Source organism: Radiobacillus kanasensis (genome assembly GCF_021049245.1).
GTDB lineage: Bacteria > Bacillota > Bacilli > Bacillales > Amphibacillaceae > Radiobacillus > Radiobacillus kanasensis.
Genome location: NZ_CP088020.1, coordinates 543446 through 557085, shown reverse-complemented (window position 1 = coordinate 557085; position 13640 = coordinate 543446). Strand labels below are relative to the sequence as shown.

The 13640-nt window shown below is 37.5% G+C and carries 9 protein-coding genes and 1 pseudogene; 2 read left to right on the top strand and 8 right to left on the bottom strand.

The window, feature by feature from the left end:
* Positions 1–5: 5 nt before the first annotated feature.
* Positions 6–296 carry an Asp-tRNA(Asn)/Glu-tRNA(Gln) amidotransferase subunit GatC gene (gatC, locus tag KO561_RS02910; protein ID WP_231095657.1) on the bottom strand — a complete coding sequence of 97 codons (291 nt, stop codon included), beginning with the start codon at positions 294–296 and terminating at the stop codon, positions 6–8.
* Positions 297–937: 641 nt separating this feature from the next.
* Between gatC and KO561_RS02905 the strand changes: the two are divergent.
* Together KO561_RS02905 and KO561_RS20535 are read left to right on the top strand one after the other, a co-directional pair.
* Positions 938–1455 (top strand): annotated as a pseudogene (locus KO561_RS02905) (hypothetical protein); the annotation flags it as partial.
* Between the two features lie 605 nt (positions 1456–2060).
* Positions 2061–2564, top strand: a complete 504-nt coding sequence (locus KO561_RS20535; protein ID WP_408004838.1) for a DUF4306 domain-containing protein — start codon at positions 2061–2063, stop codon at positions 2562–2564.
* A gap of 71 nt (positions 2565–2635) precedes the next feature.
* On the opposite strand, the gene KO561_RS02900 is transcribed toward KO561_RS20535, so the two are convergent.
* The 7 genes from KO561_RS02900 to pcrA all read right to left on the bottom strand — a co-directional run bounded on the left by KO561_RS02900 (position 2636) and on the right by pcrA (position 13613).
* Positions 2636–3142 carry a hypothetical protein gene (locus KO561_RS02900; protein ID WP_231095656.1) on the bottom strand — a complete coding sequence of 169 codons (507 nt, stop codon included), beginning with the start codon at positions 3140–3142 and terminating at the stop codon, positions 2636–2638.
* A 1017-nt stretch (positions 3143–4159) separates the two neighbouring features.
* A complete protein-coding gene (gene putP / locus KO561_RS02895; protein WP_231095655.1) occupies positions 4160–5677 on the bottom strand; it encodes a sodium/proline symporter PutP in 1518 nt (505 codons plus the stop codon).
* A gap of 544 nt (positions 5678–6221) precedes the next feature.
* Positions 6222–6593, bottom strand: coding sequence for a hypothetical protein (locus KO561_RS02890; RefSeq protein WP_231095654.1), 372 nt, complete (start codon positions 6591–6593; stop codon positions 6222–6224).
* 14 nt (positions 6594–6607) lie between these two features.
* Entirely contained in the window at positions 6608–7873 is a 1266-nt protein-coding gene (locus KO561_RS02885) for a helix-turn-helix domain-containing protein (RefSeq protein WP_231095653.1), read from the bottom strand.
* 346 nt (positions 7874–8219) lie between these two features.
* The gene (locus tag KO561_RS02880) at positions 8220–9377 is read right to left on the bottom strand and encodes a CamS family sex pheromone protein (protein ID WP_331000822.1); all 1158 of its coding nucleotides are present in this window, start codon (positions 9375–9377) and stop codon (positions 8220–8222) included.
* Between the two features lie 3 nt (positions 9378–9380).
* On the bottom strand, positions 9381–11384 hold the full coding sequence (gene ligA, locus KO561_RS02875; protein WP_231095651.1) for an NAD-dependent DNA ligase LigA: 2004 nt from the start codon (positions 11382–11384) through the stop codon (positions 9381–9383).
* Positions 11385–11399: 15 nt separating this feature from the next.
* Complete coding sequence (pcrA, locus tag KO561_RS02870; protein ID WP_408004858.1) at positions 11400–13613, bottom strand: DNA helicase PcrA; 2214 nt, start codon at positions 13611–13613, stop codon at positions 11400–11402.
* Positions 13614–13640 lie beyond the last annotated feature (27 nt).

The window sequence follows — 13640 nt, the reverse complement described above, 5'->3', positions numbered from 1 at the left end:
CTCCTTTATTCCAATATAGAAGGAACACGAAATTGTCCGCCCTTATGATCGGGAGCATTTTTCAATGCATCTTCTTTGTTAATCCATTTTCTCGGTTCGTCCTTACGCATCACATTCTTTAAATCTAAAACGTGTGTTGTAGGTTCAACCTGGTCCGTATCTAGTTCGTTTAAAAGCTCTGCATATTTAATTATTGCACCGAGCTGATTCGTCATTTTTTCCACTTCTTCATCTGAAATTGCAAGACGAGCTAAATGCGCTACGTGCTTTACTTGATCCTTTGAGATTTCCGCCATTTTTTCCACCTCCATTAATCATCTAACGAATGTAACAATACTTATGATAATAGCAAAAAACCTTTAGAATTGGCAACTTATGCTATCTATGTGTTAAGTTATTCTCGACTTAGTTTTTATACCAATATTCCCTAAACTCTATTTTTGTACACTTACTGAATTGCCTATTGCTTCATGTTCTCCACAAGCTCTTCAACGTTTCCCTTTTGCACTTGAATGGGCAACATAAAGGCTGATGGTACCTGCTCAGCTCCTATCTATGGCCGTGTAGTCTCATGTAGGATTTCCGTCGTTCTTACTGTTTATTTCACCTAACGTTGTTTCCTTATACTTCTTTTTTATACCTAATATACAAAATGCATAACGTCCAGTAAAATGCTTTTAATCGTTTTACCCCTATCCTCAACATCTAAGGAAAGACTTCACAGTTTTGTGCACTTGAACGTTCACGTACTCTCATAGATAAATATTTACTTTGTAAATACTTCCTCACATTGTTTGTTGAAGTTGTAAATATGACCTTGTGAATCGAGCGCCGAAAAAGTTCTTAATATTCCCCCTTGAATTTTATTAATTCTTCATCTCTACTATGTTCTTTTATCTTTCCTGATTACCAAAAAAATCTATTGATGACCAACTAACTCCAAAAGGCCATTGACCTTGATTCAATCAGTATTTCACAGCTGTCATGGCGCTTTAATGGTAGGAATCACGATCTAATTCAACGGTTATTTCTTGGTTAAGCCTCATAAATCTATACGAAGACAAACAATACAAGACTAATCATGCAGCTAAAAATCATAGATTCAAGCACACTACCACTTAATATAACTCACCATAGATGGGCGAAATTTAGAAAATTGAAGGCTGGAATGCCTAAGAAATCTTAGAAATGTATTAGTCACAATAGGCAAAAAGTGTTTTTCAAATGAGTCAAACAGCACCTCAAAATCAAAAAAGTTCTTCGTTCAAAAGCGAATGTGCCATTCAGAGTCAAGTGTTTATCTCTCTTATTGTATTTTGCTTGCATATACTTGTACAGATCGAGACACAAAATAAGCGATAAATCTTGCAAATTAGTCCTTACTTAAAGACTGTTTTGCGGAACCCAGAACATATCTGGCTTCGAAAAGTTGAAGGAAAGCCATCACTTAGTTAGATTTTGTCATCGTTGCACTAGTCTAATTGTAAATCAATTCCTAAATGGATAGAGCCACCTTTAGTAGGTATTAACTTCTTTGACTCGAAATAAGGAGATTAACTTAACTGGAAATTCCGATATCATTTATGGAACACTAGTGTTTAATATGTATTTGGTTGGGGAGGAATGGTCCACGGGACTATATCAAATAAACTACAGTCCATAACAAAAGAAACCTTGAAGTTCATAGTTGAGGGTGTCAGTGGTGGGCCTAAATCTGAAGGAACCTTTCACCTAAAGAATATAAACTTTATAGGGCGGCTAAGTGTGCTGGTGTGCAAGGATACTCAAAGAAACTAAAGTTAGGAAATTCACTGTACAGTAAATGTTATCATTGCAAATGGGAATGGGATTTTTCATTTTAAATAGCCATTAATTTTATCATAATATTGGGAGTATCAAGAGTGTTGTGACCATAGACTGAAATCGCTTGTTTATAGAAATTGGAGCTAATACTTACTTTATAATTTAAAATAAATAGTTAAAGAAAGTATAAACGAAGCAAATACAGTAAATTTGAATCATGTGTAAATTTCTTACATAATATATAATAACTTGTTAGTATGAATAATATTTTGAATGATGAGGGTGTGCTTGAAATGTACTATATAATACAATATTGTTTGCTTTTTATTTTTTTAACTTTCTGCGGATTTATTTCGTTTTATGAGGGAAGTGATATATTTATCTATTCGGAATCATGGAAGGAATCTGCATTTTTTACACAGCTGCTAGGGAAAGAGATAACAACTCCCAGTGACATTTCACAGTTAGATTTATTCATTTACTCACTGAAATACAAACCTATTTTCCCCATTTGCTTTATAGTTCTTTTAATTTACTTAATAACACTAACTATATTTCTCATTTTTAGAAGAAACAGAAAAAAGCTTAATGGTTCTCTTATATTAATCGGAGTATTTTTTATCATCACTGCCTTTTTTATAGGTAAGCCCTATTCATTAGGAATTAAAATTCTGCTAGGTATTTTAATAAGTTGTGGAATTTTATACCTTTCATCGCCTTTCCTATTAAAAAGAATTAAATCTCGTCTTTCATTAAATTGAATACAAAAGATCCAATCTGTGTATAATTCAGACTGGATCTTTTAAATTTAGACAACCTATTATTTGTTTCATTAATTGTAGTAAATAGTCCCTTGCAAGATATCAGCTGTTCCACCATCATTATTAACTAACTTAATTTTGTAACTTCTTCCAGTAGGAGCAATTAGAGAAAAATTAAAATTTTGCCATGTTGCTCTTCTAGCAGAAACAACCTTTCCGTAGTACCTTCCACTTGTATCATAGACCATTGCAGAAATCTGATTTGTATCTAATTTTTCTAGATCCATACTATCCAGATTGTAAAACGCATATCCTCCTCTGACCCAAACATAGTTAGAAAAACTAGTTTTCCCAAAGTCATAGTAAGTTCCATAATATCCAGGTTCAGGATCCGCATTTGCGAAGGTACCTGGTTCATTAGAAACCTTTTGTGGCTCATCAATTACGGTAGCGTTTAACTCTTCAACATCATCCATGGACGAAGCTTCAACATCACTACTAAAACCTATGATTAATAATATAATAGAGGTAAAACCAATCACAAGCACTTTAGATAAGAATTCACCTTTTAATATCATTTAAATTCCTCCAATTCCATTATTAGGTTGTCATATCCTTATTTTACCATATACTATTAGATTTTTTATTGGGAAATATTTTCTTATAAACTCCAACAACTAGACTTTAGTTTTCCTACTTTCCTAGTATTTAACAATTAAAAAACATTTTCGCTCTCGATATACTATCCAAATGGGCTTTATATGAAATTATGAATCTGGTTATAACTAATCGAGAATGTTAAGCTTCAAAAAATTTAGTAAGAGACTTTAATAGAGCGATAACTCCTTATAATCATGTAGTTTTTTATGAAATAATAGTTTCATAGATTAGCTAATTACCAGGAAACAAGGTTACAATAGAATCATCTATATCCCATAGCATTCCACTTTAGAAAACTATGCGTGGTTCACTTATCCTTCAACAACAGCATTAAAGATTTGATTCTAGAGCTAGAGGCGGATTTACAAAGTATAGTACCAGTGCATATGAGATACACGAAGCCTTGATTCCATTCGCTTGTTTAACTACTGAAGCATTACGAAGCTATAGGAAAAACGAAGGGTTGCGATTGACACTTTAAAGAAAATGCTAAGAGCGGGGAAAACATCCTAGATAATTTAAGAAACGGTATAGCACCAGGCCAAAAATAATAGAATCAAGAAACAAGGACTTAATCTTGAATACGAGCAGAAATGTGGTAGAATTTGCTTTCTTACTCAAATGAAGGAGCTGCGCTAGTCCTGGATGATATTATTATGGAAGGCTTTAAATCTAACTGACTGATCCAGACCCGCTTACTCATTATTATCGAAGAGATAGAGATTAAACAAATCAAAACTACCTAAAATATGATAAAGTCGTGAAATGAAAGCAGATATAAAAATAACGTAACTAAAACATCTTTTATATTTCACAAATTAAAAGGCATTAGTCCGGTACAATACCGAACTAATGCTCAAAAACTAGCGATTGAAATAACCATTCTAAACTTTTCAAGTCATTTCAAGTTATGCTATCCTTTCTTTATTTACTAATTAATAGTTTGATTTTGCTTTTTCGAACTCTTCCACCATTTCGTTAGATGGTTTACCTAGTAAACTCACCACAACAGAAGCTATTAGGTTCAAGATGAAGGCAGGAACGATTTCATAAAGGTCGAAAATTCCACCTGATAGGAAATCTCCCCAAATAATAACCGTTAAGGCACCGACAATAATACCGGCTAAGGCACCATTTCTCGTCATGCCTTTCCAGAATAGGGACAGGATGATGATTGGTCCAAACGCACCACCAAAACCAGCCCACGCATAGCTTACTAGTGATAATACAGAACTATCTGGATTTGATGCTAGTAAGGTTGCTATAATCGCAATGACAAGTACTGCAAAACGACCAATCCAAACTAATTCTTTTTCAGAAGCTTCTTTTCTTAAGATCGCTTTATAGAAATCTTCCGCAACCGCAGAAGAAGATACAAGCAACTGGGAGTCAATCGTACTCATGATGGCAGACAAAATAGCTGCTAATAAAATACCTGCAATGATTGGGTCAAATAAAATTTGGGAAAATGCAATAAAGATTTTCTCTGGATCGCTCAGCACTTGTATGCCAGCTTCATTGTTTACAACCTCAATACCGAACTGAGAAAGTACTCCAACATCTTGTGTGCTGATGAAAGCTAATCCTGCAAAACCAGTGAAGATAGCTCCATAAAGACCTAAAATCATCCAAGTTGTACCGATGAATTTCGCTTTTGGAACATCATCAGGCGAACGTAACGCCATAAAACGAGTTATGATATGTGGTTGACCGAAATATCCAAGTCCCCACGCCATGGAAGACACGATGGCTAAACCACCGACACCAGCTACCATGTTTAAGTGACTAGGGTCAATATTACCAACCGCTTGAACCGTTGCATCCCAGCCACCAATGACAAAGATTGCACGAATTGGAACTACGATAAGTGCTAAGAACATTAAAATACCTTGAATAAAGTCCGTCCAACTAACAGCTAGGAAACCACCTAGGAATGTATAGGATACAATAACAATAGCACCAATCCACAATGCTTGGTTATACGATAAACCAAAGGACGCTTCAAATAGCTTTGCGCCACCAACCATACCGGATGATGTATAAAATGTGAAAAATAACAAAATGACGAGTGCTGAAATCACCCGAAGAATGTGAGATTTATCGCGGAAACGATTTTCTAAGAAGTCAGGGATTGTGATGGAGTTATTCGAAACCTCTGTGTACACACGTAAAGGACGTGCTACAAACTGCCAGTTTAAATAGGCACCGATGGATAAACCAATTGCCATCCATGCTTCCGACATACCTGCTGCATATACAGCTCCAGGAAGACCAAGTAGTAACCAACCACTCATATCCGATGCCCCAGCACTTAACGCTGCTACACCAGGTCCTAAACGTCTTCCTCCTAAAACATAATCTGATAAATTACTCGTTAGTCGATAAGATACGACACCAATTAATAACATACCAATTAAATAAACAATAAACGTAATTAAAGTTGCGCCAGTCATAGTCTCTTATTCTCTCCTCTCAGTAAATAACGAAATAATGGATAATATGATCAATATAGGCATAGGCACAAATAACCAGAACCAAGTTGCACCCGCAATTGCATAATCCATACCTTACATCCCTCCTTTTTACTATTTATATGCAAATTTCTAGCAATATTACTTAGTAATGAAAGGCTAGAAATAGGCACATTCGTCTTTAAGTATAACATACTTAAAAATCGGGACTTGCCCCCCACAAGGAATATCTATGTACCCAACCCTCGTCCCATACCTATTAATCTTAGGAACCGATCAAGAAGGATGGAACAACAGAAATTTCGATAGAATATGTTCATATGTGACATAGCCCCCTATTCAATACCCCGAAAAATATTAGAATAAACCTACTTATTTTTGACATAAAAGATACTTATAAATCATAGAATGATTTTGGGTAAAAAAAGACCCGAGATACATGATGTATATCGGGCAAAGAAAGATTCATTAGGTTGTAGTGGTTATATTAGATCAATGCTTGAGGCATTGAAATAAACGTTAGTTATTAAAGAGTGTTTCCGATTGAGAATATTGATGGTTCTGCATCATGGCCTAATTCAAAGGAGAAGATGGATGGCTCTGCGTCATGTCCAAGTTCATGAGAGAAAATAGATGGTTCTGCATCATGACCAAATTTAAAGTATGAGAAGATAGACGGCTCTGCATCATGACCTAACTCAAAAGAGAAGATGGATGGCTCTGCGTCATGTCCAAGTTCATGAGAGAAAATAGATGGTTCTGCATCATGTCCAAGCTCATAAGAGAAAATAGATGGTTCTGCATCGTGAGCAGTAACACTTCCTAAAGTTCCAAGTCCCAATAAAGCCAACCCTACTAGAGCGACAGCGAATACAGCTTTTAAGATATTCTTTTTCATTTTAAAACTCCTCCTTAAATTTTAATTAATTCTTCATAGGTTGAAATGGCAAGTTTATAGTATTCTGAAGCACTTTTATATTTTAATAAGTCTTCATAATGCTTGCCTGCCATGGTTGCATAAGATACTAGCTCAGCATAGTGTTTCTGTTTTTTTAAATAAGGTAGAAATTCTTTTATGACTACGGACTCAAATTTTTCTTTGTTGTGAGTCAAAACTGCATGGTAGGTTTTAAGCTCATAGAAATAAAGCTGATAATTCTCAATCCACTCTAACTGTTCTAATGTATGGAGCCCTGCGTTGACCATTTCCATCGCTTCGTCATACTTTTGCAAATTATAGTATTCTTTTACAATGGAAGCCATCCCTTTAATAAGTACAACAGTATCACTATGACCATCCTCTACTACTTTTTTAAAGAAAAAGATAGCTTTCTCTGATTCACCTTTAGTCGAATGTAAATACCCGAGATTTTGATGAGTAATAGCAATGGTTTGTTGGTCATTGTTTAGTTTTGCTAAGTGCTGCGCAAGGTTATAATTTTTCTCGGCTTTATCATAAATTTTAATTCTTCGATATGAGATTCCTAATAACAAGTGGCATTGAGCACATCTTCGAAAATTGTATTGTTTACTAAAGTCTTCTAATGCTTTTTTAGCATAGTCAATAACTTCCAATGTGTTTCTTAGTTTACTGTGAGTAACTGACATCGTATATCTTAAATCTGCAAACTCAGATTCAGATATATCACTATGACCATACTTTTCCTCGGCCAACTGATAAAACCTTAAAGCGGAATGTTGGTCACCAATTACTGAATTATAGTTCCCATTAAACTTTAGCCAATAATACTGTTGAACGCTATTAAATGTTTCTGATAAATCTTTTAGATTATTAATTTGCTGTAGTGCGTTTTGTTTCTGACCTAGGATCAAAAAATACCTAATCTTATGAATCTCAAACAATACTTGCATATCAGATAAATGAGATTCTACGAGGACTTTCAGTTCTTCATACTTTTCAGTGATCTGTTCTTTGCTGTTCACCTCAAAAAGCATGTCGAACCATTCTTGGCACTGCCCGTTTAGGTTTAATTCATCTTCTTTGTTAAGTTGAATGCCAAGTCTGGAACAAAGTAGATTAATTACATCTGGACTTGCTGTTGTTTTTTGATTTTCAATTTTGGAAAGATAGGATTCGGATACGATACCGTCTGCCAAGTCCTCTTGCGTCATGTTTTGTTTAATTCTATGTAGTTTTATAAAAGGACCAATTTCCATGGATTGTCCACCTCTAAACTCATACAGGCTTTCTGCCTACTTCATAGTTTCGAAACTAGAACGATAGTACCAATGCTTGACTTGTACTTCTTTCTTAAATCTATCATATCACATTTCCGCGTTATGCATATTGGGAAAGTTATGAACTAATTTCACCCCTTAATACACGAGAAACTTTCTAACTTTCCTAAACCTAAGAAACCCCTTACCTATTTTACATAGTTAAGGGGGTAATTTATTTCCTTTTATCCTCACTTGAAAAGCCCTTGGCTAGTGGGCATTCTGAACCACCACTATATAATCCCATACCAAAAAATAATTCACAAGAGACTTCAGACCTCTTTTTCTAATGGTAAATATGAACCTGCGGCTCCTCTTCACCAGCTTCTCTCGTTATGAGACTTTCTTGCTGATCTCCTGATGTAATGTTTATTTCTAGGTCATAGTGTGGCTGAAACCCTTCCACTACCAAACCATACACGTATTGCGAAAAACCAACTACTTCTGCTTTCCCATTAAACTGGATTGGAATCTCAATCGTTAGTTTCTGTAACTCATCATTCACATAGAATCCTTTTCCAATCACGCTTGTATAATTCGGGAAGTATTCCGCAATATCTTGTTCAAAGAAGGACAGGTTGTTCGCATCCTCTTTGTAGTTTTCAGACGCTTCATCAGATGGGAATAATACATGCTTTTCGTTTATTTCTTCCCAATCTCCTACAGATGAACTCCCTTCTTCCACAACCGTTTTTGCTACAAAGTTCCCTGGCACCATGGAGTCTTGTGCTTCTTCACGGTACAAGGAAACCATGATAGGTACCTTTGACAAGCCTTCCATTTTTCTCATCCGCTCCACGATTTTCTGAGCTAGCTCCTGGCCTTTACTTAGCATTTCTTGTTTGGATATCTTTTCGAAAAAGTAGGGCCCACCGATTTCTGTCTGGAATCGATACACAGACTTCATGGCAAGTCCGATGGATACACCACCTAACACAACACGATCCTCACCGGTCTTCATTAAGTAATCCTGCTCCAAAATGTGGGACAGGTATCTCGGGTTCTCCTGATGTTGTTTCTTCGTTGCATTTTCTGCTAATGGTGGATTTAACCCTTGATTTCCTTCTTCATCAGGTTTTGCAGAGCCTAGCCATTCATAAACAATATCTTCTGTTAAGTATTGTCCTTCTTGAAAGAAATATTTGTCTGGTTCAAAGACATCTTTAGAATGACGTTTTAACCCTTCCTCTAGTTCATCTATATCCAACCTGTTGAACACCTGATTTACAATAACCCCTCTTGCTTTTCCAAGTTTGTATGGTAGAATCACACGGTAGTTTTCTTCCGATAAGCTGTAGCTAGGGATTATCGCCGTCTCTTGATTGGTTTGATCTTGATTTTCTTCTACAATATCTTCTTCTGAATTATCAAAGGATGGTGCACAGCTCGTTAAAAGAAGAAGTCCAACCAACATTAGTATTAGCTTCTTTCTCAATTTTTCCACTCCCTAACCTTCTAATGCTTGGATAAGCTGTTGTTCGTCCCAAATCTCAATTCCTAAATCCTTCGCTTTATCATACTTCGACCCCGCATCTTCACCAGCGATAAGAAGATCTGTTTTCTTACTAACACTTCCGGTTATTTTTCCACCTAGTGCCTCAATTCGTTCCTTCGCTTCCGTACGACCGAATGTTTCTAGCTTTCCTGTTAAAACAATCGTTTTTCCAGAGAATACGGAATCTGCCGCTTGTTCGGAACGTTTAGGCCCTTTATATTCCATGTTTAGACCTAGTGTATAGAGCTCCTTGATTAGATTTTGTACTTTTTCTTCTGAAAAATAACGTTCAATGGACTCCGCCATTTTATCGCCGATTTCATTAATGGCTACTAAATCAGCAGCTGTAGCCTTCATTAGCTGTTCCATCTGTTCAAAATACTCGGCTAACGTCTTTGCAGCTTTTGAGCCTACGTAACGAATACCTAATCCGAACAATAATCTTTCCAACGAATTTTGCTTGGACGATTCAATCGCGTTAAGAAGGTTGTCGACGGATTTCTCTCCCATTCGTTCTAGCTTCAACAAATCGTCTCGTTGCAGCTTATAAAGATCGGCAATCGTATGGATTAGCTTTTCTTCAAAAAGTTGTTCCACCACTTTTTCTCCCAATCCATCAATATTCATGGCATTCCGGGAAACAAAGTGGATTAACCCTTCTTTTAGTTGTGCTGGACAATTTGGATTAATACAACGGAGTGCCACTTCTTCCTCTAGACGAATGAGCTCACTTCCACAAGCGGGACATTCTGTTGGCATGTAAAAAGGGTCCTCTTGTCCAGTCCGTTGATCCGTAATTACTCGAACAACTTCTGGTATAATATCGCCCGCTTTTTTAATGACGACTGTATCGTTTATACGGATGTCTTTTTCACGGATTAAGTCTTCATTATGTAGAGATGCACGTTGCACGGTTGTTCCAGCAACCTTCACTGGTTCTAGAATTGCCGTTGGTGTAATAACTCCTGTGCGACCGACACTTAGTTCAATCTCCTTCAGCTTTGTCACCACTTCTTCTGCTGGAAACTTATAAGCGATGGCCCAACGCGGACTTTTTGCCGTGAACCCTAATTGCTCTTGGTGGTCCAGACGATCCACCTTGATGACAATTCCATCAATTTCATAGCTAAGCTGTGGCCTCTTTTCCATCCAACCTTCCACAAACTGAATGACCTCGTCTATATTCGTACACTTTCTCCACTCTGGATTCGTTTTAAAGCCTATTTCTTTCAAGTATTCCAATCGCTCACTATGAGATTCTAATTGACCCTCTTCCCATAAACCAACACTGTATAAAAAGATGTCTAGATTTCGTTTTGCGGCAATTTTAGGATCGAGCTGTCTTAATGATCCTGCTGCTGCATTCCGAGGATTGGCAAATGGTTCTTCCCCGTTCTCTTCCTTTACTTCATTTAATTTCACGAACGACTTATGAGGCATAAATGCTTCTCCTCGTACTTCCATCGTTTCTTCGTTCGATAGCTTTAACGGAATACTACGAATCGTTTTCAAGTTATTCGTAATCTCCTCGCCCGTTGTACCATCCCCACGTGTGGCTCCCCGAACAAACTGGCCATTTTCATATAATAGAGAAACGGCTAATCCATCAATTTTTAGTTCACATACGTAGGTTGGTTCTTCCCCGATTCCATCTCGTACACGTCGGTCAAAGTCACGTAAGTCTTGCTCGTTAAAGGCATTGCCTAAACTAAGCATCGGAATCGCATGGTTCACCTTTTGGAATGATTCCAGCGGTTCTCCCCCTACTCGTTGTGAGGGAGAATCTGCTGTAATCAGCTCAGGAAACTGTGCTTCTATATCCTTGAGCTCACGCATCTTCACGTCATACTCATAATCTGAAACGGAAGGACGATCTAAAACGTGATATTCATAATTGTATTGGTTAAGCTCATCTCTTAGAGCAGCTAATTTTTCTTTGGCTAGTTCCACATTCATGCCAAACACCTCAATTTACTCTTTTGTAATAGGCGCAAACTTTGCTAATAGACGTTTGATTCCAACAGGAGCTGGAAAGGCAATATCTAATTCTGTCGCTTCGCCCTCTCCTTGGACTTTTACAACAGTACCTTGACCCCACTTTTTATGGTTTGCTTTATCTCCTGCCTGCCAACCAATTCTCTCTCCGCCCGTCCCAGTGTTTACGGTCTTCTTAGCTGTACGCTTCGGAGCAGCAAACGGATCTGGTTTTGACTGGGAGATTGGTCTTGAGCCAAACATCGCTTGTTTTACTTCTTCCAAGCCTTCTAGTAGCTCTTCTGGAATTTCTCGAATAAACCGGCTTGCTGGATTCATATTGGTTCGACCAAACAATGTACGCATCTTTGCATGGGTTATGTGAAGCATTTTTTCTGCTCTCGTAATCCCTACATAAGCAAGTCGACGCTCTTCTTGCATCTCTTCTTCATCCATTAGGGATCTGCTGTGCGGGAAGACGTTCTCTTCCATTCCGATTAAAAAGACAATCGGGAATTCTAGTCCTTTTGCTGAGTGGAGGGTCATAAGGGTTGCCTTATCATCACTGAATGGATCCTCGTCCACTTGATCAATATCTGCAATTAACGCGAGATCAGTTAAGAACGCAATTAAGCTCTTATCCTCACTGCTTTGTTCAAAATGTTGCGTAACGGATTTAAATTCTTCTAAGTTCTCTAGTCTGCTTTGAGCTTCTAAGCTTCGTTCATTTCTAAGCATCTCTTCATAGCCTGTCCGTTGAAGAACCTCTTCAACCATATCTGTCGCGGATAAAAACTCTTGTTGCTGTGTCCAGTTTCGAATCATCGCACCGAAGGAAGCTAGTGCAGAAGCAGCTTTTGGACTTACCCCTGTAAAATCTACTTCTTGAACCGTCTGATATAGAGAGATTCCATGCTCGGCGGCATAAGCCTGCAAGCGGTCAATAGAGGTTTTTCCAATTCCTCGTTTCGGTTCATTAACTACTCTTGTAAAGCTCAAATCATCATCAGGATTGGAAATCAATCTTAAATAGGCAAGCATATCTTTGATTTCTTTACGATCGTAGAACTTAGTTCCTCCGACAATTTGATAGGGAATGTTAGCTTTCACGAAGGTTTCCTCAATCGAACGAGACTGAGCATTGGTTCGGTAAAGGATCGCAATATCTCGATATTTATATTCACCAGAACGGACAAACTCTTCTACTTTATCTGCTACAAACAATCCTTCTTCTTGCTCGGTTGCTGCTTGATAGTATTTGATTTTGGTTCCTTCATTGTTGTCTGTCCATAGCTTCTTAGGTTTCCGACCATTATTACGTTCAATGACGGCGTTCGCAGCATCTAAGATCGATTTCGTGGATCGATAGTTTTGTTCTAAAAAGACGACACTAGCGCTAGGGTAGTCCTTTTCAAAGGATAAAATATTTTGAATATCTGCACCACGCCAACGGTAGATGGATTGATCTGAATCCCCTACTACACAAAGGTTTTGATAACGTTCTGCTAGTTTTTTGACCAGTATATATTGCGCATGGTTCGTATCTTGATACTCATCCACATGAATATATTGAAATCTAAGTTGGTAGTATTCCAAAACTTCTGGTACTCGTTCAAACAATTGGATCGTTCGCATGATTAAATCGTCAAAATCTAACGACTGGTTTTTTAATAATTTTCTCTGATAGGACTCATAGACACTAGCTACTTGCTTCTCGAAAAAGTCATTCGCATTTTTTGAATATTCCTCTGGTGTGATCAATTCATTTTTCGCTGAGCTAATAGCCCCAAGCATCGCTCTAGGCTCGAACTTTTTCGGATCAATGTTGAGTTCCTTTTGAACTTGTTTGATTGCCGATAACTGGTCACTTCCATCTAAAATAGTGAAGTTGGAGTTCATACCAATTCGATCAATATCTCGTCGAAGGATGCGTACACACATCGAGTGGAACGTGGATACCCAAATACTTGCTCCTTCTGGTCCAACTAGTTTATATACCCTATCCTTCATTTCACGAGCTGCTTTATTCGTAAATGTAATCGCCAAGATACTTCTTGGTGATACTTCTTTTTCTCCTAGTAAATAAGCGATTCGATGCGTCAAAACCCTCGTCTTTCCACTACCAGCTCCCGCCATAATCAGTAACGGGCCTTCTGTATGTTGTACTGCTTTTCGTTGTTGTTCGTTTAAACCGGCTAGTAAGCCTCCCATTGCTTGACTCACAAAAGACACCACCTT

Coding starts and splice junctions, on each gene's coding strand:
- KO561_RS02890 (WP_231095654.1), bottom strand. CDS start 6,593: ATGAAAAAGAATATCTTAAAAGCTGTATTCGCTGTCGCTCTAGTAGGG.
- pcrA (WP_408004858.1), bottom strand. CDS start 13,613: ATGGGAGGCTTACTAGCCGGTTTAAACGAACAACAACGAAAAGCAGTA.
- KO561_RS20535 (WP_408004838.1), top strand. CDS start 2,061: ATGAATAATATTTTGAATGATGAGGGTGTGCTTGAAATGTACTATATA.
- gatC (WP_231095657.1), bottom strand. CDS start 296: ATGGCGGAAATCTCAAAGGATCAAGTAAAGCACGTAGCGCATTTAGCT.
- KO561_RS02900 (WP_231095656.1), bottom strand. CDS start 3,142: ATGATATTAAAAGGTGAATTCTTATCTAAAGTGCTTGTGATTGGTTTT.
- putP (WP_231095655.1), bottom strand. CDS start 5,677: ATGACTGGCGCAACTTTAATTACGTTTATTGTTTATTTAATTGGTATG.
- ligA (WP_231095651.1), bottom strand. CDS start 11,384: ATGAATGTGGAACTAGCCAAAGAAAAATTAGCTGCTCTAAGAGATGAG.
- KO561_RS02885 (WP_231095653.1), bottom strand. CDS start 7,873: ATGGAAATTGGTCCTTTTATAAAACTACATAGAATTAAACAAAACATG.